This window comes from Bradyrhizobium sp. STM 3561 (genome assembly GCF_045571455.1).
Taxonomy (GTDB): Bacteria; Pseudomonadota; Alphaproteobacteria; order Rhizobiales; family Xanthobacteraceae; genus Bradyrhizobium; species Bradyrhizobium vignae.
In genome coordinates this window covers 2034616-2055592 of record NZ_CP120695.1, presented here as the reverse complement: position 1 = coordinate 2055592, position 20977 = coordinate 2034616, and the positions used below count along the sequence as shown (strand labels likewise).

Here is a 20977-nt window from a genome sequence, read left to right as displayed (position 1 = left end):
GGCGGCTACGCCGCCGCCTCGGCCGGCGCGCTTGCACCGACGCGCGCGATCGCATCGCGCAGCACGTCGAGACCGGCACCCGGCTTCACTCCTTGCTCGGCAAGATGGCGGCGGAACGCCCGTGCGCCGGGCACGGCATGGAATGCGCCGACGAAATGCCGCGTGATGGCGTGCAGCCGGGTGCCGCGCGCCAGCTGCCCTTCGATGTAGGGCATCATCGCCTCGAGCGCGTCCTGCATGGAGGCGTGCGGTGCCGCCTCGCCGAAGATGTCGGCATCGACGCTGAGCAGCCGCCATGGCTCCTGATAGGCGGCGCGGCCGAGCATCACGCCGTCAACATGGGCAAGATGCGCCTTTGCCTCGTCAATGCTCCGAACGCCGCCATTGATGATGACGGGCACACCAGGCATCGCGCGCTTGAGCCGATAGACGCGATCATAATCGAGCGGCGGGACGTCGCGGTTCTCCTTCGGCGACAAGCCATTGAGCCAAGCCTTGCGCGCGTGCACGATCAGCGCATCGCAGCCGGACGCCACCACCGCACGCGCGAGCGCATCGAGCGCGACCTCCGGATCCTGGTCGTCGATCCCGATACGGCACTTCACCGTGACGGGAACGGCGACCACGTGCTTCATGGCATCAACGCATCTCGCCACGAGCTCCGGCTCCGCCATGAGGCAGGCGCCGAAACGGCCGTCCTTCACGCGATCGGAGGGGCAACCGACATTGAGATTGATCTCGTCATAGCCGAACGCCTCGCCAATCCGCGCGGCCTGCGCGAGCTCCTTGGGATCAGACCCGCCAAGCTGAAGCGCCACCGGATGCTCGCACGCGTCGAACCCTAGCAGCCGCTCCCGGTCGCCATGGATGATTGCGCCCGTGGTCAGCATCTCCGTATAGAGCAACCCCCGCCGCGTCAGTTGCCGATGGAACACCCGGCAATGCCGGTCGGTCCAGTCCATCATCGGGGCACAGCTAAATTTCCAATGATTTTCAATCACTTAAGATTCTCTGTCGATCCAATCCTGGGAGGACACGGCGACGTATCTATACTGGTTTCGTTCGGTTTTTTAGAGATGGTTCGATTATCTAGCCAGTTTTTGGGCAGTCCTTTGCTTCCAAATTTGCTGCCAAACCGGCCCACGCGACGGCTTCGCTGCGAGGGTAAGCCCCATCCACTCCAACGTCGCAGAGGGACGTGATGAACTTGGATCACACCCGGCCGATCCGACGGCGGCACATAGTGGGCTCGTCGGACCAGAGGCGTGCGACGGACAGAGAAATAGCCGTCTACCGCCACATAAAAGAAGCCGTGTCCGAGGGACACGGCAAGTTTCAGGGAGGGGGAACCGGAAAATTCCGATACGTGCGTGAGGCGTGGCCCCCGGACCGATCGTCCGCCGGAGCGCGATCGGAAAAAAATCAGCAGCCGTTCCCAGCCGCGGTCACCATTTCAACGCGGGCGTACGCACGGGATGGTCCCACAGTGCCGCGGTCTCGCTATCGAGCAGGCTCACGGTGAGCGAGCACCCGGCCATGTCCAGCGAGGTGACGAAGCTGCCGACCAGCGAGCGAGCGATGCGCAAGCCGCGCTTCTCGAGCATCCGCCGCGCAGCATTGTACATCAGATAGAGCTCGATCGTCGGCGTCCCGCCAAATCCGTTGACGAGCAGGATGGCCTCGCCCCCACCGCGCGCGTCGAGATCCTGCGCGATGGCCGTCGTCATCTCGTCTGCGATCGCATCGGCCTGCTCCAGCTTGACGCGGCGGCGCCCCGGTTCACCGTGAATGCCGACCCCCATTTCCATCTCGTCCTCCCGAAGCGAAAAGGTCGGCGTGCCCGCGGCCGGGACCGTGCAGCTCGTCAACGCCACGCCCATCGATCGCGTCCGCGCATTGACGCGCTCACCGAGCGCAACGCAACTTTTCAGGTCAGCACCCTTCTCGGCAGCCGCGCCGACGATCTTCTCGACGATCAGCGTGCCGGCCACGCCGCGGCGTCCGATGCTGTGGGTGGAGTTCTCGACCGCGACGTCATCGTCCGTCACGATCGTCGCCGTGCGGCCCTCGGCGATCTCGGCCGCCATCTCGAAATTCATGCGGTCCCCCGCATAGTTCTTCACGATGAACAGCACGCCGGCTTCACCAGAAACCGCCTGCGCGGCCTCGACGATCTGGTCCGGCGTTGGCGACGTGAAGACCTGCCCCGGACAGGCGGCATCGAGCATGCCATAGCCGACGAAGCCCGCATGCAGCGGCTCATGCCCGCTGCCGCCACCGGACACGAGTGCGACCTTCTTCGGGTTCAGCTCACGACGTCGCACGAATTTCCGCTCCGGCCCGAGCGCGACGAGATCGGCATGCGCACCAGCAAGCCCGTCGAGACTCTCTGCGAGCACGCCGTCGACCGAATTGATGAACTTCTTCACTGTCTCCTCCCCGTTTTCTCCCCTGGCCTCACGCTATTTTTCCCGCATGATGGCAATCAAGCGCCGCGCAAAATCCTGGAGCAGCGCATCGAGTTCGGCGTTCCGCTTGGCGCTGCCGAGATCCGGCAAATGCAGCGTCAAGCTCCGCTCATGCGATCCCTCCGTCAGCCGGCCGATCCGGCGCGGATGGGCACGCGCATAGGCACGAAGGAAGGCGGCCTTCGCCTGCGGCGGGAAGTGGCAGACATCGAAGATCGTATTGAGGTGCTGCACGGGTATCGGCACCGGATAGGCGGGGTTGCTGATCTGGCTGACGAAGCTGCGGTTCTTCCCGATGGCATGCGCCAGACGCAGCCGCATGCCCGACGGGCGGCTCTCCAGCACTTCCTTGAAGATGCGCTTGTAGACCGCAACAGCGCCGGCTTCTGCCGGTTCATCGATCGCCGTGTCAGCCAAGCCCGCCTCCGTTGCTCAGCCGGTCGATCGTCCGCTTGATCTGTGCGAGCGCTGATGCATTCACGGACAGCTCCCGCAAGCCGCAATTCAACAATGCGGGAAGGCAGCGCGGGTCGCTCGCCATGTCGCCGCACAGGCTGACGCTGATGCCGCCGCGCCGGCCGTGCTCCGCGGTCCGTGCGATCAGTTCGAGCAAGGCCGGATGTAGTGGATCCATCAAGGGGGCGAGAGCTCCATTGGAACGATCGCAGGCAAGGACATATTGCGCGAGATCGTTCGAGCCGATCGAGAAGAAGGAAGCCTTGAAGCTCGCAATCGCAAGGGCCGCCGCCGGGACTTCGACCATGATTCCCAGCTCGGGGAGCATCGCGTCAATGCCGTCCACCTGCAAGCGCTGCACGATTTCAGCGAACAGCTTCCGCCCTGCTTCGAGCTCGTCCGCCGATGTGACCATCGGAAACATGACCTTGAGGTTTCCGCGCACGGCGGCACGCGCGAGCGCGCGAAGTTGAACGGTAAAGACGTCGGGCCGGGCCAGGCAAAGCCGCAAGCCGCGAACCCCCAGGAAGGGATTGGCTTCGCCGTCCAGCGTGAAGCCGGGCACCGGCTTGTCGCCACCGGCGTCAAATGTACGAATGGTGACTGGACGCCGGTCGGCCCAACGCAACACCGCATCGTAGGCTGCGAACTGGGCCTCCTCGTCGGGCAGGCGCCCCCGCTCGGTGAGCAGAAATTCGGTGCGCATCAGGCCGATGCCATCTGCGTATTGTGCGTCGGCGTGATCGAGATCGTCGACGCGCTGGATATTGATGAACAGCTTGATCCGCTCGCCGCGCCACAAAGCCGTCGGCCGCCGCAGGATTGCGCGCGCAGACGCCCTGCTCTTGCGATGGTTCTCGCGCCGCTTCTCGAACAGCCGGACCTGCTCCGCATTTGGATCGAGCTCGAGCATCGCACTTTCGCCGTCGAGCAGCGCCGTGGCTCCGATCTCCGGAATGGCGCCGAGTTGCACGACCATGGGGATCCCCCGTGCCCGCGCCAGCATGGCGACGTGGCTCGTGGGGCTGCCGCGCAGGAGCGCCAGACCGCCGCCGCTGGACCAGTCGATCTCAAGGAATCGCGAGGGCGGCAGATCGTCGGCGCAGACGACGGCGCCGCTCGGAATCTTCAGGACCTGGCCTTCGCCTCCCCGCAGAATGTTGATCACGCGGTCGCGCAGGTCAGCGAGATCCGACGAGCGCGCCTTCAGATATTCGTCCTCTGCCGAATTGTAATCGGCAATCTGCTCATCGAGCGCCGAACGCCACGCGACGTCCGCAGAACTCCCCTCCCCGATCGACGCGAAGATCGCTTCGATGAAATCTTCATCCTCCAACAATGCGACCTGGAATTCGAGAATTTGCGCGGCTTCGCCTCCGGCGATCGTGGCAAGCTCCGCAATCTGCCCGCTCGCCACGTCTATCGCACTGCGCAGCGCGAGTGCCTCTTCGACCAAGGTACCCGCGACGCGCTCGCCGTTCGTGCCCGCATCGACGCGGACGAACGGGCCATGGGCAAAGCCGATCGAGGCGGTTCTGCCGCGGTAGGCCAGTCCTGTCGCGCCTCCCTGCATGCTACGAAGCTCCGTCCGGAAAATCAGTTGCGATCAGGTCGACCAGCGCCGCGACGGCGGCCTCGGCGTCACTGCCGGATGCCTTGATCTCGATCGTGCTGCCGTGCGCCGCACGCATGGCCATGATCTTGGCCACACTCTTGGCATTGATCCACTCGGCCGCGCCCGCCACCCGAACTAAAATCTGCGCCTCGAACTTCTTGGCAAGCTTTGTGAGCTTGACCGCCGGGCGTGCATGCATGCCCACCGCGTGCACCAGCCGTACATTGCCGATGAATGTCTGTCCGTCCGCTCTGTCCAGCATGCTCATCTTCCATCATCGCTTCGCCGACGCGTCAGTCGGCAGAGAGTTCCTCGGCCACGGCCTTCACCTGGGCCAGTGAGCTGCCGCCCGCCGCCTCGGTCGCCGCCATCACGGCGCCCTCGACGATCGGCGCGTTGCATACGACAACGAGCTCGCGCCGTGCGGGCTCCAGCATTTCGACCGCCATTTCGCTGTTGGTCTCTGCGCCGCCCAGATCGACGAGGATCGCGACGCCCTTCGCCGACCAGGCATCGTTGATGGCATCGATGATCAGGGAGACGCTCGTGCCGAGCCCGCCGTCGGGATTGCCGCCGCAGAAGGCCACCTTGACCTCGCTGCCGACCATCTGCCGCACCATGTCGGCGGTGCCCTTGGCGATATCCTTCGAATGCGAGACGATCACGATACCCACAGTGTCGGTCATTGCTGTCCCTCCAGGCTCGCGCAGACCGCCTGCACGAGTATGCAGCTCGAACGTGCGCCGGGATCGACATGTCCGACGCTGCGCGGCCCGAGGAACGACGCTCGCCCCTTGGTGGCCTGCATCGGTGCAGTCCGCTCGACTGCTTCGGCAGCAGTGGCTCGGACCCGCGCGATCAGATCCGGCTGACCGGCCGCCGTCCTCAACGTTTCCAGGACGGGAACAAGCACGTCGAGCATTGTCTTCTCGCCGGCCTGCGAGCGCCCCCGCGCGCTCACCGCATTCACGCCGCTGCCAAAGACGTCCGCGAGATCGTCCGGCAGGTGCTTGTCGTGCGAAAGTGCTTCGCCCGCGCCAAGAAAGAAACTGCCGTAAAGCGGCCCGGAGGCGCCTCCGACGGTCATCACCAGCGTCTTGCCGATCATCTTCAGCCCCTCGTCCAGCGGCTGCGCCGAAATGGCATCGAGCTTGCCGAGCACCGCCTCAAAGCCGCGCTTCATGTTCGTTCCATGGTCGCCGTCGCCGATCGCTTGATCCAGGGTCGTGAGTTCCGGCGCGCTCGCGATGACCTGCTCTGCGGCCATCTTGACCAGCGACTTGAATGTCTCGGGTTGCAGCGACATCGAACGGATCCTCTAGTGAACCATCGCAGGGATGCGTTGCCCCGCGCGATCGAAACAGAGCGGATGCAGCAGGTGTAGTTCGACCTCCTGGCCGGACTGAAGCGGCCGGCGCGGATCCGCAAGCGTCACCAGCATCTCGCCCTTGTAGTCCAGGTGGATGTGATTCTGCTCGCCGAGGTGCTCGACGCGGTGCACGCGGCCGACCATTCGTCCGCCGTTGCGCGCGGCAATTTGCAGATGCTCGGTTCGGATACCAACGGTCTCCGTCCCCGGCGGCACCGGCACGTCTGACAACAGACGGGCCGGAAGGAAGTTGATCTGAGGCGTGCCGAGGCGCGAGGCGACATAGCTCGATGAAGGACTCTCGTAGATCTCCCGCGGCGTACCGCACTGAAGGAGCTGGCCGTCCCTGATCACGCCGATCCTGGAAGCCATCGTCATGGCCTCGACCTGATCGTGGGTCACGTACAGAATGGTCGCGCCAAGCTCGAGCTGGATCCGCTTGAGCTCGAGACGAAGCTCCGCACGCAGCTTCGCATCCAGCGATGAGAGCGGCTCGTCCATCAGGTAGATCGAGGGATCGCGAACCAGCGCGCGGCCGATCGCCACCCGCTGCATTTCGCCTCCGGACAGACGGGTTGCACGGTTGTTCAGCTTGCTTGCGATGTGCAACAGCTCCGCAGTCCGTTCGACGCGCTTGCGGATGATCGGCTCCGGCACGCGCCGTGCGGGAGAGCGCAACGGAAATGCCAGATTGTCAAAGACCGTGAGGTGCGGATACAGCGAATATTGCTGGAAGACGAAGGCGATATCGCGTGATCCCGGCGGATCACGCGTCACGTCGCGGCCGTCGATCATGACCGAGCCGGTGTCGGGGGTCTCGAGCCCCGTGATCAGCCGCAACGTCGTGGTTTTGCCCGCGCCGCTCGGCCCGAGCAGGACCAGGAACTCTCCGTCGTTCACCGCCAGCGAAAGCTCGCGGACCGCCTCGGCCGCGCCGAAACGCTTGCTAATGTTGCGCAACGCGACGTCAGCCATGGCGCACCCTCCCCTCATTGGCGGTTCGAACAGCGAGACCGCTGGCGACATCGAACAGCGCCAGCCGCTCGGAGTGGAATTCAAGACCCACCGTCTCGCCGATCCGCACCGACGCGCTGGAGGGCAGCCGCGCCGCGAGGCGTCCGTGCGGCGTGTCGACGGTGACGATCTGCGTGGTGCCGAGATATTCGGCACCGAACACTTCGCCGCGGACGGGAGCCTCGTCGGCAAAGCGGATGTGCTCAGGACGTATCCCGAGCGCCAGCGGTGCGCTCGCACGGTCCTCGCGGATCTCCGGGACGTCGACGCTGACGCTATGAAAGGCGACAGTCCGATCCCCCGACCGCAAGCCGCTTTCAAACCGCAGGAAATTCATCGGCGGCGAGCCGATGAAATCGGCCACGAACATGCTGGCGGGCCGGTCATAGACTTCTTGCGGCGAGCCGATCTGCTCGACCCGTCCCTTGTTCATGACCGCGATCTGATCCGCCATCGACATCGCTTCGAGCTGGTCGTGCGTCACGTAAACAGTGGTCGCACCGATGCGCTCGTGCAGGTCGCGAAGCTCGCCGCACATCACATGCCGAAACTCGGCATCGAGCGCCCCGAGCGGCTCATCCATCAGGAAGGCCTTCGGCCGCCTCACCATGGCGCGGCCAAGCGCGACGCGCTGCCGGTCGCCGCCCGAGAGCTTCGACGTCTTGCTCGACAGGAGATGCTCGATCCGCAGCAGCCGCGCGGTTTCCTGCACCCGCTCGCGAATCTCGCGCCGCCCCATGCCCTGGCACTTCAGGGGAAAGCCAATGTTGCCCGCTACATTCATGTGTGGATAGAGCGCAAAGAGCTGGAAGACGAAGGCGATATCGCGGGCGGCGGCGCGGCGGAAGGTCACGTCCTCGCCGTCGAGCAGGATCTTGCCCTCAGTTGGCAGCTCGAGGCCAGCGATCATGCGCAGCGTGGTTGTCTTGCCGCAGCCGGAGGGCCCGAGCATCGCAAAAAAGGTGCCGTCGTCGATGGTGAAGTTCGAGCCTTCAACGGCCGTGAACTGATCGAACGACTTGCGCAGGTTTTCGACGCGGATTTGTGCCATGGCTGCCGCCCTATTTCGGAAAATGGCTGACGATGACGTAGCCAACCGTGCCGGCGAGGATGGTCGCGAAGGAATAGCTGTACAGATCGATCGACCACGGCTGCACCAGCATGACGATGCCGCCCCCGATCAGGGTCATCGCGCCGGCCTCCCAAGGCCCACGCAGCAACCAGCGAGACATTCCGCTTTTTTCAACCGCAGAACCGCTCATTTGCGCACAGCTCCGAAGGTGATGCCGCGCAACAAGTGCTTGCGCAACAACACGGTGAACAGGACGATCGGCACGACGAACAGTGTGGTCGCGGCAGCAACCGCCGGCCAGTCCTGCCCGCCCTCGCCGATGATGAAGGGAATGAAGGGCGGCATGGTCTGTGCCTCGCCGCTCGTCAGGAGAACCGCGAACGCGTACTCGTTCCACGAGAAGATCAGGCAGAAGATTGCGGTCGCGGCGATCCCCGTGACGGCCTGCGGCAACACGACCTTGCGCAGGGCCTGGAGCCGCGTGTAGCCGTCGACGAGGGCGGCCTCCTCGTATTCGCGCGGGATCTCGTCGATGAACCCCTTGAGCAGCCAGACCGCGAGCGAGACGTTCACGGCGGTATAGAGCAGGATCATTCCGAGCCTGGTGTCGGTCAGGTTGAGCTGCCGGTACATCAGATAGATGGGGATCGCCACGGCAACGGGCGGCATCATGCGCGTCGACAGGATGAAGAATAGAAGATCGTCTGCCAGGGGAATGCGGAAGCGCGAGAAGGCGTAGGCTGCGAGCGTGCCGAGAAAGACGGCCAGGAAGGTCGAGCCGAACCCGATGATCAGCGAGTTGACGAAGCGCGGCACGACCTTCGACGGTCCGGCAATGACCATGTCGCGCTGGCGCACGAGCTTGTCGTACCACGTCTGCGGCGGCGGCAGCTTGGCGACGAAATCCGGTGTCTGGCGGGTACGTACGGTAAAGAGGTTCACGTAACCCTCGAGCGTCGGCTGGAAGATCACCTTCGGCGGATAGGCGATGGCGTCACTCTGCGACTTGAATGCGGTGGCGACGATCCAGAGCAGCGGCAGGATCGTGATCACGGCGTAGAGGATCACGAGGCCGCCGGCCACGGCCTTCGCGCGCGGCGAGGCCTCCACGATGGAGTGAGCGGTGGACTTGGTGAGGACGGCGGTCATCGTTGCTTCACCTTGTTGAGCGCTTTGACGTAGATGTTGGCGGCACCGAACACGGTCACGAACAGGATGATGGCGAGCGCGGAGGAATACCCGGTGCGCCATTTCTCGAACGCGGCGCGCTTCAGCGTGATCGACACGAGCTCGGTGGTCGAGCCGGGGCCTCCGGACGTCAACAGATTGACCATGTCGAACATCTTGAAGTTCTCGATCGCGCGGAAAAGCACGGCGAGCATCAGGAATGGAACCGTCATCGGCAGCGTGATCGACCAGAACTGCCGCCAGGCTGAGGCGCGATCGACTTCGGCCGCCTCATAGATGTAGTCGGGAATGGAGCGAAGCCCGGCGAGGCAGATCAGCATGACGTAGGGAGCCCACATCCAGGTGTCGACCAGCACGATGGTCCAGGGTGCGAGCGAGACCTGCCCGGTCATGCTGAACGAGCTCGGCGGCACACCCGTGAACAGGCTGATCAGGTAGTTGAACGGACCGATCTGCGGCTGCAACAGCAGTGTCCAGAAGTTGCCGACCACCGCCGGCGACAGCATCATCGGCAGCAGGATGATCGTGGTCCAGAAGCTGTGGCCGCGGAACTGGCGGTTGATGAGCAGGGCGAGGCCAAACCCGATGATCACCTGCAGCGTCACTGACCAGATCACGAATTGCGCCGTGGTCTGCAGGCGGAACCAGATGTCCTCGTCGCCGAGAATGTCGGTGAAATTGTCGAGCCCGACGAACCGCAGCGGCAGATAGGACATGCTGAGATTGAGGCTGGTGAACGACAGCCGGATCATCCAGATCAGCGGAAAGATATTGATCGCGAGCAGCAGCCCGATCGTCGGCGCAACGAACAGCCAGGCGATGGTCCGGTCCGACAGGCCACGGACACGCCGCGTGGCGCGCGATTTGGCGGGCTCACTCACACCGGCGATCGTAGCATGATCAGGTTGAAAGATCGTCGTCATCTTGTCCATCGGTTGGCTGGTTCGGCTTCCCCGAGGCACCTCCCCGGGGAAACCAGTTCAGTTGATGCGAGAACCCGAGTCTATTGCGACGCGACCTGCTTGCCCTGTTCCTTGAAGACCTTGGTCCAGTCCTTGACGAGGAGATCGAGCGCTTGCTGCGCCGTGCCCTTGTCGGCAACGACGTAGTCATGCACCCGCTTCTGCATGTCGAGCAGCAGTTGCGCGTAGGATGGCTCGGCCCAGAAGTCCTTGACGATGCCCATCGACTCCAGGAATTGCGGTGCGAACGCTGCGCTCTTCGGGAAGTCGGGCGCGTCGACGACCGCCTTGAGAGCCGAGTAGCCGCCGAGCTGCCACCATTTCTGCTGCACGGCGGGCTGCGCGAACCATTTGATGTAGGCCAGCGCGTCGTCCTTGCGGTCGGAGGTCGCGACCACCGAGATCCCCTGCCCGCCAAGCTGGGTGAAGTGTCCGGCTGGACCGGCCGGATTGACGAAGAAGCCTATTCTGTCGCCGCCGACATTCGGATCCTTGTACAGGCCGGGGAAGAAGGCGAACCAGTTCATCTGCATCGCCACCTGGCCGGACTTGAAGGCGTCGAGCCCCTCCTGCATGTAGGCGTTGGTCATGCCCGGCGCGGTGCAGCACTTGTAGAGCTCCTTGTAGAACTCGAGCCCCTTGGCCGCCTCGGCCGAATTGACGACGCCCTGCATTTGGTACGGCTTCTTGGGATTGTCGTAGCTGAAGCCGTAATTGTAGAGCACGTTGGTCACGCCCATGGTGATGCCTTCGGAGCCGCGCTCGGTGAAGATGTAGGCGCCGTAAACCTTTTTGCCGTCGATCTCGCGGCCCTGGAAGAACTCGGCGACCTGCTTCAGCTCGTCATAGGTCTTCGGCGGCGCCAGGTCGCGGCCGTACTTGGCCTTGAACGCGGATTGAATTTCGGGTCGCGAGAACCAGTCCTTGCGATAAGTCCAGCCGACCGCATCGGCCATGGCCGGCAGCGCCCAATAGTTCGGCGAGTTCTTCGGCCACTGCGAATAGCCGACAACCGTCGCCGGAACGAAGTCGTCCATCGATATCTTCTCCTTGTCGAAGAAATCGTTGAGCTTGACGTACCACTTGTTCTCGGCGGCTCCGCCGATCCACTGGCTGTCGCCGATGATCAGGTCGCAGAGCTTGCCGTGGGAGTTGAGCTCATTGAGGAAGCGATCGGCATAGCTCGTCCATGGGACGAACTCGTATTTCATCTCGATGCCGGATTGTTTCGTGAAGTCCTTGCCGAGTTCGACCAGCGCGTTGGCGGGATCCCATGCCGCCCAGCACAGCGTGAGCTGCTTACCTTGGGCCGCAGCTTCGCCTCCGCCAAATCCCCCCAGCAGCGCCGCTCCGAGAACCGTGGTGGCCGCCGAGCTTCTCAACCAACTGAATGTCCGCATATCCGTTTCCTCTCTCGTTGAAGCATCCAATCCGCTCGGCGCTTCCTGCCGGAACGACGCCGAGACCCTGAAACCGAGTTTGAGGAGCGATGAGTGAAGGACGAGACGGACCGCTTCCGGAGACGGCTCCGGAATGGCTTGGGCTCCTCCCACACATCGGCCCGATGCGTGATGTTTAGTTTTTTTTACAGAACTAAACGTATTACTAAATTCTGGAGATCGTCAAGCCCCGTTTGTCGCGAGCCTGGCGAAAAGACTTACGGTGTTCGCTCGCAAGCGGGATGTTCGCAGTTGCAGCGAAAATTCCGGAAAATCTTGCCGAATGCGACCGCCGATGTCGCCCGGCAGGAGCAATCCAGCCCATCCGAACAACAGGAGAGCCGGAAGGTCGGCCACAGCCGCGTGTTTAGCAAACTGCTTTTACTGAAATGTTCAATGAAGCAGTTCGGAGGCGCGAGTAGCCCCTCGTTGTCCGAAATCTGACGATGGCCGCCTCCGTTCGGATTCGTCGCATCTGTGCGGTCGGTGCTGCCTCGCAACCTACTTCGAGACAGCTCCCTGCGCCCTTGTGTCCCCGAAATCTGCCAGAATGTGGCAACGGGCGGTTGGATCAGAACCGCCCGTTGCCGGAACTGAGCCCGTTGCGCCCAAAGGCGACAGAGCCTGCTAAAGAGCAAGGGACAGCTCCGGTGTCTTCCTGAACCCGAACAGTTGCAAGGGCTGCGAGCCCGTACCAGGCAAGGAAGGGAGTGGATGATGACACAAGACGATCTGGTTGTCGTCGGCATCGATGTCGCTAAAGACAAGATTGATGCGTGCATTCGGACCGTAACGGAGCGGAAGACTTGCCCAACAACCGCGGCGGGGCGACGGAGCTTGATTGCATGGCTTCGCAAGCATCAGGTCGGCAAGGCAGTGATGGAGGCAAGCGGCGGCTACGAGCGGGTATGGGCCAAGGCGTTGCGCCAAGCAGGGCTGGAAGTACGGATCGTCGATCCCAAACGGGTTCGCCACTTTGCGGAATCGGCGGGACGCCTTGCGAAAAATGACAAGATCGACGCGGAGATGATCTCCTGGTTCGCCGAGACATTCGGCGAGGCTCCCAGCCAAGTCGACAATCCCGCTCACGAGGAGATGAAGGCACTGGTGAAGGGACGCCAAGGCCTGCTTGACGTCAGGGCTCGCCTGGAAATGCAGAAGGAGCATGAGGCGCCGGCCCTTGTTCAGAAGGCTCGCGCGCGTCTTCTTAAGAAGCTGGCTGACGAAATCGCCGCGCTCGAGACCGCGATCGCGGCGACGATCAAGACAACGCCGGACTTTGCCAAACGCGCCGAGATCATCCAGAGCGTACCAGGCTTTGCTGAGGGGACCGCAATGGCGCTGCTTGGAGGACTACCGGAGCTGGGGCAGGTGAGCGACGAAGTTGCCGCCGCGTTGATGGGCGTTGCTCCTTATGACGATGATAGCGGCAAACGTCGAGGTGAACGCTGCATCAAGGGTGGCCGCCGCTGGGTGCGAAATGCCCTCTACATGCCCTGTGTCGGTGCCGCAACGCTGAACAATCCGGTGTTCAAGGCCTTCTACGAACGGCTGATTGCCAAGGGCAAGCCGCCAAAGGTCGCGATCGTCGCCTGCATGCGCAAGCTGATCATCATCCTCAACACCATGATCGCGCGCGGCGAGACGTGGGATCCGAAGAAATACAGGGTGGCCTGACGAGCGCGCCTATCTCGCGCTCGGACCTCGGCCGAGCGCATGCAAAGCCAACAGACCGGTGAGCGGACGGGGTCAAGGCCGTCAGCCGCCGCAGGCGGGGGCGCGCCAGCGCCAGCCTTGAGGCCGGCCGATCGCCGGGCTACTTCGCCACAGTTGCTCTTGGCTTTCAGAGGGTGGAGCGACGAAGCAAAGCTCGGGCGGAAGGCGCCGCGAGAATGCGGAGGTGTGTCCTTGAAAGAAGTGTTGGCGCGCCGCGATGCTGCCGCTTGCTTCATCAGCGAACACCGGGAGCTGCGGCTCTCGTTTGAGTCGTTGCAAGGCGACCGGATTCTGCTCTCCTCGGCTGCGATGAGATCTTTCTTGATCGCCGGTGCACACCGCAAATTGCGGCCGAAAGCCAGCAGGTCCTGTCACTCTGGTCTAGATGCTGCGATAGCGCTCGATCGAGGCAAGATCGGGCACTATTCCGAGCCCGGGGTCTTCGCCCAGCTGAACGGTTCCTTCCCTCACATTGACGATCGAGCCACAGAACAGATCGCGCAGTGGGTTATCGTTGGCATCGACTTCCAGCCAGCCATCACCTCCGATACCGGCGAGAAGATGCGCGGATGCAAGCAGGCCGAGACCACCGCCGAGATAGTGCGGACAAAACGTCTTTCCCGCCTCCAGGATGTCGCGAGCCAGACCGGCACAGAGGCTGAGGCCGCCCCATTTCGCAATATCGGGCTGAACCACGCCAAGCACGCCTTCCGACAGAACGTCGTTGAAGGCTTCGACGCTCGAAATGTTCTCGCCGCCGGCGATCGGCATCTTCGCCGCGGCATGCAGCCTGCGCCACTCCTCGCGCGGGCGATCGGCGCGGATCGGCTCCTCCAACCAGCGCAGATCGAATTCGGCAAGCCGCGGCAGCATCTGAAGCGCCTGAGCCGTTGACCAGCCCTGATTGGCATCGCTGGCAAGCATGCCGGCGCCGACAAGTCCGCGCAGCGCGGCCAAATTGGCAAGGTCGGTCTCGATGCCGAAGCCGACCTTCAGCTTCAGCGCACGATGACCGCGCGCGAGCGCGGCCTCCGCTGTCTGTGCCGCACCGCTGGGATTGATGCCGCTGGCATAGACCTTGATCGTATCGGAGTGCGCGCCCAGAAGCCGCCAGAGCGGCGAACGCTGGCGGCGTGCGGAGAGGTCCCACAGCGCGAGATCGATACCGGCGATCGCCTGCGCAAATGGTCCCGGTTCGCCGCATTGAAGCGCCAGCACCTCGGTGCCCTTGGTCAAGGTCTCGAAAGCCTGAGCGGGACCGTCGAATTTGCGACCGACAAGGCCGGGCGCAAGCACCTCGTTGACGAGCCGGGCGCGATGCTCCGCGCCGGGCGCCGGAAAGTTGGACCAGGATTCACCCCACCCCTCGACGCCGTCTTCATCGACAGCGCGAACAAAGACGGCGGGACGGTTGAGCATCTTGCCGAACGACGTCACAACCGGCGTCGCCAGTGGATAGCGATAGCAGAACGCCTCGATCGAGCGGATGGTGAAGCCGTCAGTCATGTTGCGGATCCTGCGATCGGGGTGAAACCACGCAGAGCCACTATCTCAATAGGCGCGCGCGAAGTCACCTTCCTGCTTGATCTCAGTGAACACCGGAAAGCGCGCCTTCCACGGCGCGGCCCTGGCCGTGGTGAGCTTGTCGAGCCGTTCTGAAGCGGGCCGAGGAAGACATCCGCATCAATGCGGTGGCTCCCGGCGCCGTCGCCTTCCTCTGCATGCCGGCGTCGCAATATGCGACCGGCACGGTGATCGCGGTGGACGGAGGATTCCTCGCGGAATGAACCGCGGCCGCATCGATATGGCAACGCCTTACTTGCGGGAAATCCTGCGCTTCATCGGCATCAGCAATGTCCGCTTCGTGCTGATCGGTCCAACCGCCGGACCGCAGCAGCCGATCGACGCTGCCCGTGAAAGGACCCATCGACGCCTCGCTGCAATGGCCGCGAGCTTCTGGATGTCCGCTTTGGCGGCAGGTCGAGCCGGATCAGATCAGGCTCGACTTGCCCCGGCTCAGCACTTGGCCTGCACCTTTGGCACCGACGATCCGCCCCTTGTTGAAGACCACCTCTCCGCGGGCGATCGTCGTCACCGGCCATCCTGTGACCTCGAACCCTTCCCAGGGCGTGTAGTCCGAGCCGTGATGCAAATCGGTCTGCCGGATGGGCTTCTTCAATTTGGGATCCCAGAGAACGATATCGGCATCAAAGCCGACACCGATCGAGCCCTTGCGCGGATAAAGACCATAGATCCTTGCATGGTTGGTCGCGGTCAGCTCGACGAACTTCTGCAGGGTGATGCGTCCCTTCGAGACGCCTTCTGAGAACAGGATCGGCAGCCGCGTCTCGACACCGGGGATGCCATTCGGCACCCAGCGGAACGAGGTGCGGGCGTTCGGCGTCTGCTTGCCCTTGGGATCGTCGTAGCGGAACGGGCAATGGTCGGACGAGAAGGTCTGGAATACACCCGACGTGATGCCTTCCCAGATCGCTTGCTGGCTCTCGACATCGCGCGGCGGCGGCGAGCAGACATATTTCGCGCCCGTGACGTCCATGTTGAGGCCCTTCATGTCGTCGGCCGTCAGCGTGATGTATTGCGGGCAGGTCTCTGCATGCACCGGCAAGCCGCGCTGCTGCGCCCAGCGCACCTGCTCCATCGCCTCGCGACCGGAGACGTGCACGATCATGATGGGGACGCCGATCACCTCGGCATGGCTGATGGCGCGGTGCGTCGCCTCGCGCTCGACCGCCTGGGGCCGCGACACCCCGTGATAATAGGGCGCGATATGGCCTTCGCGCTCCAGCTTGCTGGTGAGGAAGCGGATGGCGTCATAGCCCTCGCAATGGACCATGACCAGCGCCTCCTCGCGGCGCGCGACCTCGAACACCTCGAGCAGCTGCTTGTCGCTGAGCACGAGGTCGTCATAGGTCATGAACACCTTGAAGGAGGTGTAGCCGTCCTTGACCAGGGCCGGCAGCTCCTGCCCGAGCACGACCGCGGTCGGGTCGGAGATGATGAGGTGGAACGCGGTATCGATATAGCATTCGCCTTCGGCGAGCTTGCGATAGTTCTCGACACAGGTTCGCAGCGAGGTCCCCTTCTCCTGCAGCGCGAAGGGCAGCACCATGGTGTTGCCGCCGGCAGCCGCCGCGCGTGTCGCCGAGGCAAAATCATCGGCCATCACCACGTCGGGGCCCGAGGGCTGGGAGATGTGGACGTGGCTGTCGATGCCCCCCGGCAGCGCCAGCAGGCCAGTCGCGTCGATCTCCTGCGCCGCGCCCTCGAGATGATCGGCGATGCTGACGATTCGGCCGTCGCGAATGCCGATATCGGCGCGGAACTCGTCGCTGGCCGTCACGATGGTGCCGCCCCGAATGGCGAGATCGAGCTGGGTCACGTGCGCCTCCGTCACTTGATGGCCGCGGATGTCTGGAATATGCGGCCCCACCCCGCAAGGGCCCTGATGTCGCAGCAGGCGAGACCGAGGGTCCGCCACAGCGTGACCGCGACCGAGTCGAGCACAGCGACGTCCAATTCCCGTTCGAGCGAGGCCGCAAGCGCCGCAGCGTCGAGATTGGTGCAGAGGATGACGATCGCATCTGCTCCCTCCGCCGCCACGGCGCGAATCATGTCCGCAATGGTCGTCGGCGCGACCTCTCCAAAGGAGAAATTGTCGCGCAGGCCGAGGTGCCGCTCGGCGTGCGGGGCGATCCCCTCCTCGGCCCAGACGTCGGCGATCCGCCGCTGCACATCGTCCGTATAGGGCGAGACCAGGCCGACGCGCTTGGCGCCGAGCGAGCGGGCGGCATCGATGCAGGCGAGCGTCGACGTTGTCGCCGGGACGCCCGCGCGCGCCGTGATCGCCTCGCGCAGGCTCCGGTCGCGGCCGATACCGAGCCAGCTTGCGGAGGTGCCATTCCAGGCAATCGCGTCGACCTTGGCATCGGTCAGCAGGTCCGCGGCCGGCAGCATCACCGAGGCATCGAACTGGCTCAGCGCGGCGGCGTCGAGCGCAATCTCGGTGACGCGAAAGCGCGAGAAATGTGCGGTGACATCAGCCACGCCATGCAGCATGGCGCTGGTGACGGGCTCCAGCACCGAGTTGGAGGATGGCGTGATCATGCCGAGACGCTTGCGCATGGCGATACCTTACGACGCCTGCGCAAGCCGCGTCGACTCCTCCCGGATCAAAGCCAGGATGTGGCGCTTGGCGTCGTTGAATTCGGGGCTGGTGATGTCGCGCGGGCGCGGCAGGTCGAAAGTGACGGCCTCGCGGATCCGGCCCGGCCGCCTGGTCATCACCACGATCTTGTTGCCGAGCACCAAGGCCTCGTCGACGCTATGAGTGACGAACACGATGGTGCAGCGGCGCTTCTGCCAGATCGCGACCAGCTCCTCCTGCATTTCGAGCTTGGTCTGGGCATCCAGCGCCGCGAACGGCTCGTCCATCAGGATCACGCTCGGGTTCATCAGCAGCGCGCGGGCGATCCCGACGCGCTGGTTCATGCCGCCCGACATTTCGGAAGGATGATGATGCTCGAAGCCGCGCAGGCCGACGAGATCGATGAACTCCATGGCGCGGTCGTGGCGCTCGGCCTTGGCGACCCCCTTGAGCTTGAGATGGAAGGCGATGTTGTCGATTGCGGTCAGCCACGGCATTAGCGTCGGCTGCTGGAACACCACCCCACGGTCCGAGCCGGGCCGCTCCACCTGCTTGCCGTCCACCAGCGCGCGGCCGCTTGTCGCCTGCTCGAAGCCCGCAATGATGTTCAGGAGTGTCGACTTGCCGCAGCCGGAGGGGCCGAGCAGGCAGACAAAATCGTTGGACTCGATGTCGAGGTTGATGTTGTCCAGCGTCAAGAGGTCCCGGCCGCGGCGCTTGTCGGAGAACACCTTGACGATGTTGCGAAGCTCGATTGCCGCCATCAGCCCGCCCTTCCCTGCACGGTGGTCGTCTGCTGCCAGCGCAGCGTGCGCGCCATGATCGCCTTGAGTCCGAGGTCGGAGAGATAGCCGAGCAGGCCGATCGAGATCATCGCAGCCAGCACGATGTCGTAGCGCAGGAAGTAATAGGAATCCCACAAGACATAGCCGAGGCCGCTCTTCACCGCGACCATCTCGGCCGTGACCGTCAGCATCCAGGCCGATCCGACCGCGATGCGCAAGCCCGCAAAGATCGACGGCAGCGCCGCCGGCAGCACGATGTCGGTCAGCATCTGCCGGCTATTGGCGCCCATCATCGCGCCGGCGCGCACGAGATTGTGGTCAACGGTCTTGACGCCGTGGATGCTGTTCATCAGCACCGGAAAGAAAGCGCCGAGGAAGACGAGGAAGACCGCCGGCTTGTCGGCGATGCCGAACCAGATGATCGCCAGCGGAATCCAGGACACCGGCGGGATCGGACGCAGCATCTGCAGCGTGGGCTCCAGCGTCTTCTCGAACAGGCGCGACCAGCCGATCGCGACTCCCGCGAGGATGCCGAGCAGACTTGCCAGCGCAAAGCCGCCGAACACGCGAAACGCGCTGGCGAGCGCGTCACGCAGCCAGTGCCCCGAATAGGTCTGCGTGGTCTCGTCGAAACCGAACACCCAGTCGCCGAGCGCATGCAGCACCGCGCTCGGCGCCGGCAACAGCGCCGGCGGAAGCATGCCGCTGCGGGCAAAGGCCTCCCAGCCCGCGATCAGCAGCGCGGGTACGACGAGGCGTTCGAGCCCCTGGAATGCCCGCGTCAGCCGAAACGCCGGCCTTGCGGGCGAGACGTCAGTAACCGAGGTCATTCTTGGCCTTTCCGGTGGCCTGCTCCAGGAACGAATAATCCATGTTCTTCTCCGCTTCCGCGGAGACGTCCTTCGAGATGTATTTGAGGTCGCGCATCATCGCGGCGATCGCCAGCGTCTGCGAGCGATGGATCGCAGGATCGGGCGAAGCGTTCTTCAGCGCCTCGGTCGCCACATTCTTGTCGAGGCCGGTGAGCTTGTTGATGACCTCGACCCACGGCCCCTTGTCGGCGATCAGCTTGTTGTCGAGCTCGACCACGGCGCCGACGACGCCCTGGACGCCGGCGCGCTGGCCCGCGATCACATCCGAACGCGTGACGATCAGATTCGTGAGATTTCCCGCAGCCTGCTCATACGGCAGCACAAAATGCTTGCCGGCACCGGCGAGCCGGATCTGGGAGGCGAACGGCTCGACCGAGCAGATCATGTCGACCTCGCCGCGCTGGAGCGCGGCGAGATGATCTGACGGATTGGGGATGTTGATGAACTGGATGTCCTTGTTGGGATCGACGCCCTGCTTGAGGAACGCGCCGCGCATGTGGATGTCCTGCGCATTGCCGCGGGACGCCGCGACCTTGAGCGGCTGACCGTCGCTCTTCGCCTTCGCAACGGTCGTCTTGAACGTCGCCCAGTCCTCAGGGGGAAGGTTCAGCTTCGCGGAGGAGAGACATTCCGAGCCGCCATTGATCTGACCTGAGACGGCGACGACGTCGAAACCTTTGTCGAGCGCGGTGATGTAGTGGAGATAGGTCACCTGCGCGACGTCGATGCTCTTCGAGACCAGGGCGGTGAGCACGTCATTGCCCGAGTTGAAGCCGGTCGCCTCGACCTCGATGCTCTTGGCGATGCCCGGGATCAGCGACATCGGCAGGCAGTGCGCACATTTGGCGTAGCCGAGCTTGATCTTCGCCGCCTGCGCGGAGGCGAGATCGCTTCCGCCAAGCATCGCCGCCATTACCACGAGGCCCAGTCGCAAACTCGTCCGCATCACCTGCTCCGTTTCGAATGCGCGGGATCTCGCGCGTCGGAAACGATCATCCGCCGCCCTTCGCCGCAAGGCAATCCAGTTTCTGCATGCTGCATACAATTTGCGCGCTATGCCATTGTTTTCAGCGAGATACGTCGATATTTTGGGCAGGCCAAAGGGTCGGAAACGGCTAAGATCCAACGTGAGAAGTGAGGCACGCGTGCAGCCAAAATCGGAAGCGTCAAAGGGACGAAAGTCGCCCAAACTCAAGCGGATGGGCCTGCATGAGCGTGCCGCGGCGCGGATGCGGACGATGATCATTCGCGGCGAGCTGCCGCCGGGTTCGCAAACCCAGGAGACGAAGCTGTCGAAGGAGCTCGGCGTGTCGCGCACCCCCTTACGCGAGGCGATGAAGGTGCTGGCGGCTGAAGGATTGATCGAGCTTCGTCCCAACCGCAGCCCGCGCATTGCCGATATCGCAGTGGACGGCATCTCGGAATTGTTCGAGGCCCTCGCCGGCATCGAGCGGCTCGCCGCCGAGCTCGCCGCGGAGCGCGCCACCGAGCGCGACCTCGCCCGCCTGCGCACGCTTCAGACCCGCATGGAGGGTCATCACCGCAACGGCAAGCTCGACGATTATTTCACCATCAACGGCGAGATTCACAACACCATCGTCCGCATGGCCCGCAACACGCCGCTGCGCGAAGCCCACGAGACGCTGATCTCCCGCGCCGAACGCGCGCGCTATCTCGCGCTCGGCGCGAACAGGCGCTGGAGCAATTCGGTCGACGAGCACGCGGACATCCTGGCCGCGCTGAAGGCACGCGACGGCGAAGCCGCCGGCCGCCTGCTCGGCGCCCACGTCGCGCGCACCGGCACGGCGCTGCTCGAAGTCCTCGCCGCCCCTCAGGCCAAACGGACGGCGGCATAA

General features: G+C 63.9%; 21 protein-coding genes and 2 pseudogenes. 4 read left to right on the top strand and 19 right to left on the bottom strand.

Going from position 1 to position 20977, the window contains the following annotated elements; genetic code table 11:
* Window positions 1-5 precede the first annotated feature (5 nt).
* From dusA to P6U28_RS09260, 13 genes are all read right to left on the bottom strand, one after another.
* The gene (gene dusA / locus P6U28_RS09320) at window positions 6-1001 is read right to left on the bottom strand and encodes a tRNA dihydrouridine(20/20a) synthase DusA (RefSeq protein ID WP_283809892.1); all 996 of its coding nucleotides are present in this window, start codon (window positions 999-1001) and stop codon (window positions 6-8) included.
* 444 nt (window positions 1002-1445) lie between these two features.
* Window positions 1446-2429, bottom strand: coding sequence for a dihydroxyacetone kinase subunit DhaK (gene dhaK, locus P6U28_RS09315; RefSeq protein ID WP_122403881.1), 984 nt, complete (start codon window positions 2427-2429; stop codon window positions 1446-1448).
* A gap of 33 nt (window positions 2430-2462) precedes the next feature.
* The gene (locus P6U28_RS09310; RefSeq protein ID WP_122403882.1) at window positions 2463-2885 is read right to left on the bottom strand and encodes a hypothetical protein; all 423 of its coding nucleotides are present in this window, start codon (window positions 2883-2885) and stop codon (window positions 2463-2465) included.
* On the bottom strand, window positions 2878-4497 hold the full coding sequence (ptsP, locus tag P6U28_RS09305) for a phosphoenolpyruvate--protein phosphotransferase (RefSeq protein ID WP_122403883.1): 1620 nt from the start codon (window positions 4495-4497) through the stop codon (window positions 2878-2880). The genes P6U28_RS09310 and ptsP overlap by 8 nt, the downstream gene beginning before the upstream one ends.
* A gap of 1 nt (window position 4498) precedes the next feature.
* A complete protein-coding gene (locus tag P6U28_RS09300) occupies window positions 4499-4801 on the bottom strand; it encodes an HPr family phosphocarrier protein (protein ID WP_407122084.1) in 303 nt (100 codons plus the stop codon).
* A gap of 31 nt (window positions 4802-4832) precedes the next feature.
* Window positions 4833-5225 (bottom strand): dihydroxyacetone kinase phosphoryl donor subunit DhaM, encoded by a 393-nt coding sequence (gene dhaM, locus P6U28_RS09295; protein WP_129143098.1) that lies wholly within the window; start codon window positions 5223-5225, stop codon window positions 4833-4835.
* Window positions 5222-5845: a dihydroxyacetone kinase subunit DhaL gene (dhaL, locus tag P6U28_RS09290; RefSeq protein ID WP_122403886.1), complete on the bottom strand. Its 624-nt coding sequence runs from the start codon at window positions 5843-5845 to the stop codon at window positions 5222-5224. The genes dhaM and dhaL overlap by 4 nt, the downstream gene beginning before the upstream one ends.
* A gap of 12 nt (window positions 5846-5857) precedes the next feature.
* Window positions 5858-6883 carry an ABC transporter ATP-binding protein gene (locus P6U28_RS09285; RefSeq protein WP_122403887.1) on the bottom strand — a complete coding sequence of 342 codons (1026 nt, stop codon included), beginning with the start codon at window positions 6881-6883 and terminating at the stop codon, window positions 5858-5860.
* Window positions 6876-7973: an ABC transporter ATP-binding protein gene (locus P6U28_RS09280; protein ID WP_122403888.1), complete on the bottom strand. Its 1098-nt coding sequence runs from the start codon at window positions 7971-7973 to the stop codon at window positions 6876-6878. The genes P6U28_RS09285 and P6U28_RS09280 overlap by 8 nt, the downstream gene beginning before the upstream one ends.
* 10 nt (window positions 7974-7983) lie before the next feature.
* The gene (locus P6U28_RS09275; protein ID WP_376707328.1) at window positions 7984-8112 is read right to left on the bottom strand and encodes a hypothetical protein; all 129 of its coding nucleotides are present in this window, start codon (window positions 8110-8112) and stop codon (window positions 7984-7986) included.
* Window positions 8113-8180: 68 nt separating this feature from the next.
* Window positions 8181-9143: a carbohydrate ABC transporter permease gene (locus tag P6U28_RS09270; RefSeq protein ID WP_122403890.1), complete on the bottom strand. Its 963-nt coding sequence runs from the start codon at window positions 9141-9143 to the stop codon at window positions 8181-8183.
* Entirely contained in the window at window positions 9140-10114 is a 975-nt protein-coding gene (locus P6U28_RS09265) for a carbohydrate ABC transporter permease (protein WP_122403891.1), read from the bottom strand. The genes P6U28_RS09270 and P6U28_RS09265 overlap by 4 nt, the downstream gene beginning before the upstream one ends.
* Window positions 10115-10185: 71 nt before the next feature.
* Window positions 10186-11544, bottom strand: a complete 1359-nt coding sequence (locus P6U28_RS09260; RefSeq protein WP_122403892.1) for an ABC transporter substrate-binding protein — start codon at window positions 11542-11544, stop codon at window positions 10186-10188.
* Window positions 11545-12297: 753 nt separating this feature from the next.
* Here P6U28_RS09260 and P6U28_RS09255 point away from each other — a divergent pair.
* Window positions 12298-13260: an IS110 family transposase gene (locus P6U28_RS09255; protein ID WP_244607735.1), complete on the top strand. Its 963-nt coding sequence runs from the start codon at window positions 12298-12300 to the stop codon at window positions 13258-13260.
* Window positions 13261-13680: 420 nt separating this feature from the next.
* Here the strand turns inward: P6U28_RS09255 and P6U28_RS09250 are convergent, their stop codons facing one another.
* Entirely contained in the window at window positions 13681-14805 is a 1125-nt protein-coding gene (locus tag P6U28_RS09250; RefSeq protein ID WP_122403893.1) for a mandelate racemase/muconate lactonizing enzyme family protein, read from the bottom strand.
* A gap of 158 nt (window positions 14806-14963) precedes the next feature.
* On the opposite strand from P6U28_RS09250, the pseudogene P6U28_RS09245 reads away from it, so the two are divergent.
* Both P6U28_RS09245 and P6U28_RS09240 read left to right on the top strand, forming a co-directional pair.
* Window positions 14964-15086 (top strand): annotated as a pseudogene (locus P6U28_RS09245) (oxidoreductase); the annotation flags it as partial.
* Window positions 15080-15256 (top strand): annotated as a pseudogene (locus tag P6U28_RS09240) (NAD(P)H-dependent oxidoreductase); the annotation flags it as partial. The pseudogenes P6U28_RS09245 and P6U28_RS09240, both read left to right, overlap by 7 nt.
* Window positions 15257-15289: 33 nt before the next feature.
* Here the strand turns inward: P6U28_RS09240 and hydA are convergent.
* The 5 genes from hydA to P6U28_RS09215 are packed head-to-tail and all read right to left on the bottom strand — an operon-like array spanning window position 15290 to window position 20067.
* On the bottom strand, window positions 15290-16699 hold the full coding sequence (gene hydA, locus P6U28_RS09235) for a dihydropyrimidinase (protein ID WP_162500334.1): 1410 nt from the start codon (window positions 16697-16699) through the stop codon (window positions 15290-15292).
* Between the two features lie 11 nt (window positions 16700-16710).
* Window positions 16711-17442: an aspartate/glutamate racemase family protein gene (locus P6U28_RS09230; RefSeq protein WP_162500335.1), complete on the bottom strand. Its 732-nt coding sequence runs from the start codon at window positions 17440-17442 to the stop codon at window positions 16711-16713.
* 9 nt (window positions 17443-17451) lie between these two features.
* The gene (locus tag P6U28_RS09225; protein WP_122403896.1) at window positions 17452-18228 is read right to left on the bottom strand and encodes an ABC transporter ATP-binding protein; all 777 of its coding nucleotides are present in this window, start codon (window positions 18226-18228) and stop codon (window positions 17452-17454) included.
* On the bottom strand, window positions 18228-19079 hold the full coding sequence (locus P6U28_RS09220) for an ABC transporter permease (RefSeq protein WP_122403897.1): 852 nt from the start codon (window positions 19077-19079) through the stop codon (window positions 18228-18230). The genes P6U28_RS09225 and P6U28_RS09220 overlap by 1 nt, the downstream gene beginning before the upstream one ends.
* Window positions 19063-20067 (bottom strand): ABC transporter substrate-binding protein, encoded by a 1005-nt coding sequence (locus P6U28_RS09215; RefSeq protein ID WP_129144217.1) that lies wholly within the window; start codon window positions 20065-20067, stop codon window positions 19063-19065. The genes P6U28_RS09220 and P6U28_RS09215 overlap by 17 nt, the downstream gene beginning before the upstream one ends.
* Before the next feature lie 292 nt (window positions 20068-20359).
* On the opposite strand from P6U28_RS09215, the gene P6U28_RS09210 reads away from it, so the two are divergent.
* On the top strand, window positions 20360-20977 hold the full coding sequence (locus tag P6U28_RS09210) for a GntR family transcriptional regulator (protein ID WP_244607675.1): 618 nt from the start codon (window positions 20360-20362) through the stop codon (window positions 20975-20977).

Bases quoted from the DNA above. Each gene is read 5' to 3' on its own strand.
- dhaL (WP_122403886.1), bottom strand. From the start codon at position 5,845: ATGTCGCTGCAACCCGAGACATTCAAGTCGCTGGTCAAGATGGCCGCA.
- P6U28_RS09280 (WP_122403888.1), bottom strand. From the start codon at position 7,973: ATGGCACAAATCCGCGTCGAAAACCTGCGCAAGTCGTTCGATCAGTTC.
- P6U28_RS09230 (WP_162500335.1), bottom strand. From the start codon at position 17,442: ATGCGCAAGCGTCTCGGCATGATCACGCCATCCTCCAACTCGGTGCTG.
- P6U28_RS09265 (WP_122403891.1), bottom strand. From the start codon at position 10,114: ATGGACAAGATGACGACGATCTTTCAACCTGATCATGCTACGATCGCC.
- P6U28_RS09215 (WP_129144217.1), bottom strand. From the start codon at position 20,067: ATGCGGACGAGTTTGCGACTGGGCCTCGTGGTAATGGCGGCGATGCTT.
- P6U28_RS09300 (WP_407122084.1), bottom strand. From the start codon at position 4,801: ATGCTGGACAGAGCGGACGGACAGACATTCATCGGCAATGTACGGCTG.
- P6U28_RS09220 (WP_122403897.1), bottom strand. From the start codon at position 19,079: ATGACCTCGGTTACTGACGTCTCGCCCGCAAGGCCGGCGTTTCGGCTG.
- P6U28_RS09250 (WP_122403893.1), bottom strand. From the start codon at position 14,805: ATGACTGACGGCTTCACCATCCGCTCGATCGAGGCGTTCTGCTATCGC.
- P6U28_RS09255 (WP_244607735.1), top strand. From the start codon at position 12,298: ATGATGACACAAGACGATCTGGTTGTCGTCGGCATCGATGTCGCTAAA.
- P6U28_RS09270 (WP_122403890.1), bottom strand. From the start codon at position 9,143: ATGACCGCCGTCCTCACCAAGTCCACCGCTCACTCCATCGTGGAGGCC.
- P6U28_RS09285 (WP_122403887.1), bottom strand. From the start codon at position 6,883: ATGGCTGACGTCGCGTTGCGCAACATTAGCAAGCGTTTCGGCGCGGCC.
- P6U28_RS09275 (WP_376707328.1), bottom strand. From the start codon at position 8,112: ATGACCCTGATCGGGGGCGGCATCGTCATGCTGGTGCAGCCGTGGTCG.
- P6U28_RS09260 (WP_122403892.1), bottom strand. From the start codon at position 11,544: ATGCGGACATTCAGTTGGTTGAGAAGCTCGGCGGCCACCACGGTTCTC.
- ptsP (WP_122403883.1), bottom strand. From the start codon at position 4,497: ATGCAGGGAGGCGCGACAGGACTGGCCTACCGCGGCAGAACCGCCTCG.
- dhaM (WP_129143098.1), bottom strand. From the start codon at position 5,225: ATGACCGACACTGTGGGTATCGTGATCGTCTCGCATTCGAAGGATATC.
- P6U28_RS09210 (WP_244607675.1), top strand. From the start codon at position 20,360: ATGATCATTCGCGGCGAGCTGCCGCCGGGTTCGCAAACCCAGGAGACG.
- P6U28_RS09225 (WP_122403896.1), bottom strand. From the start codon at position 18,228: ATGGCGGCAATCGAGCTTCGCAACATCGTCAAGGTGTTCTCCGACAAG.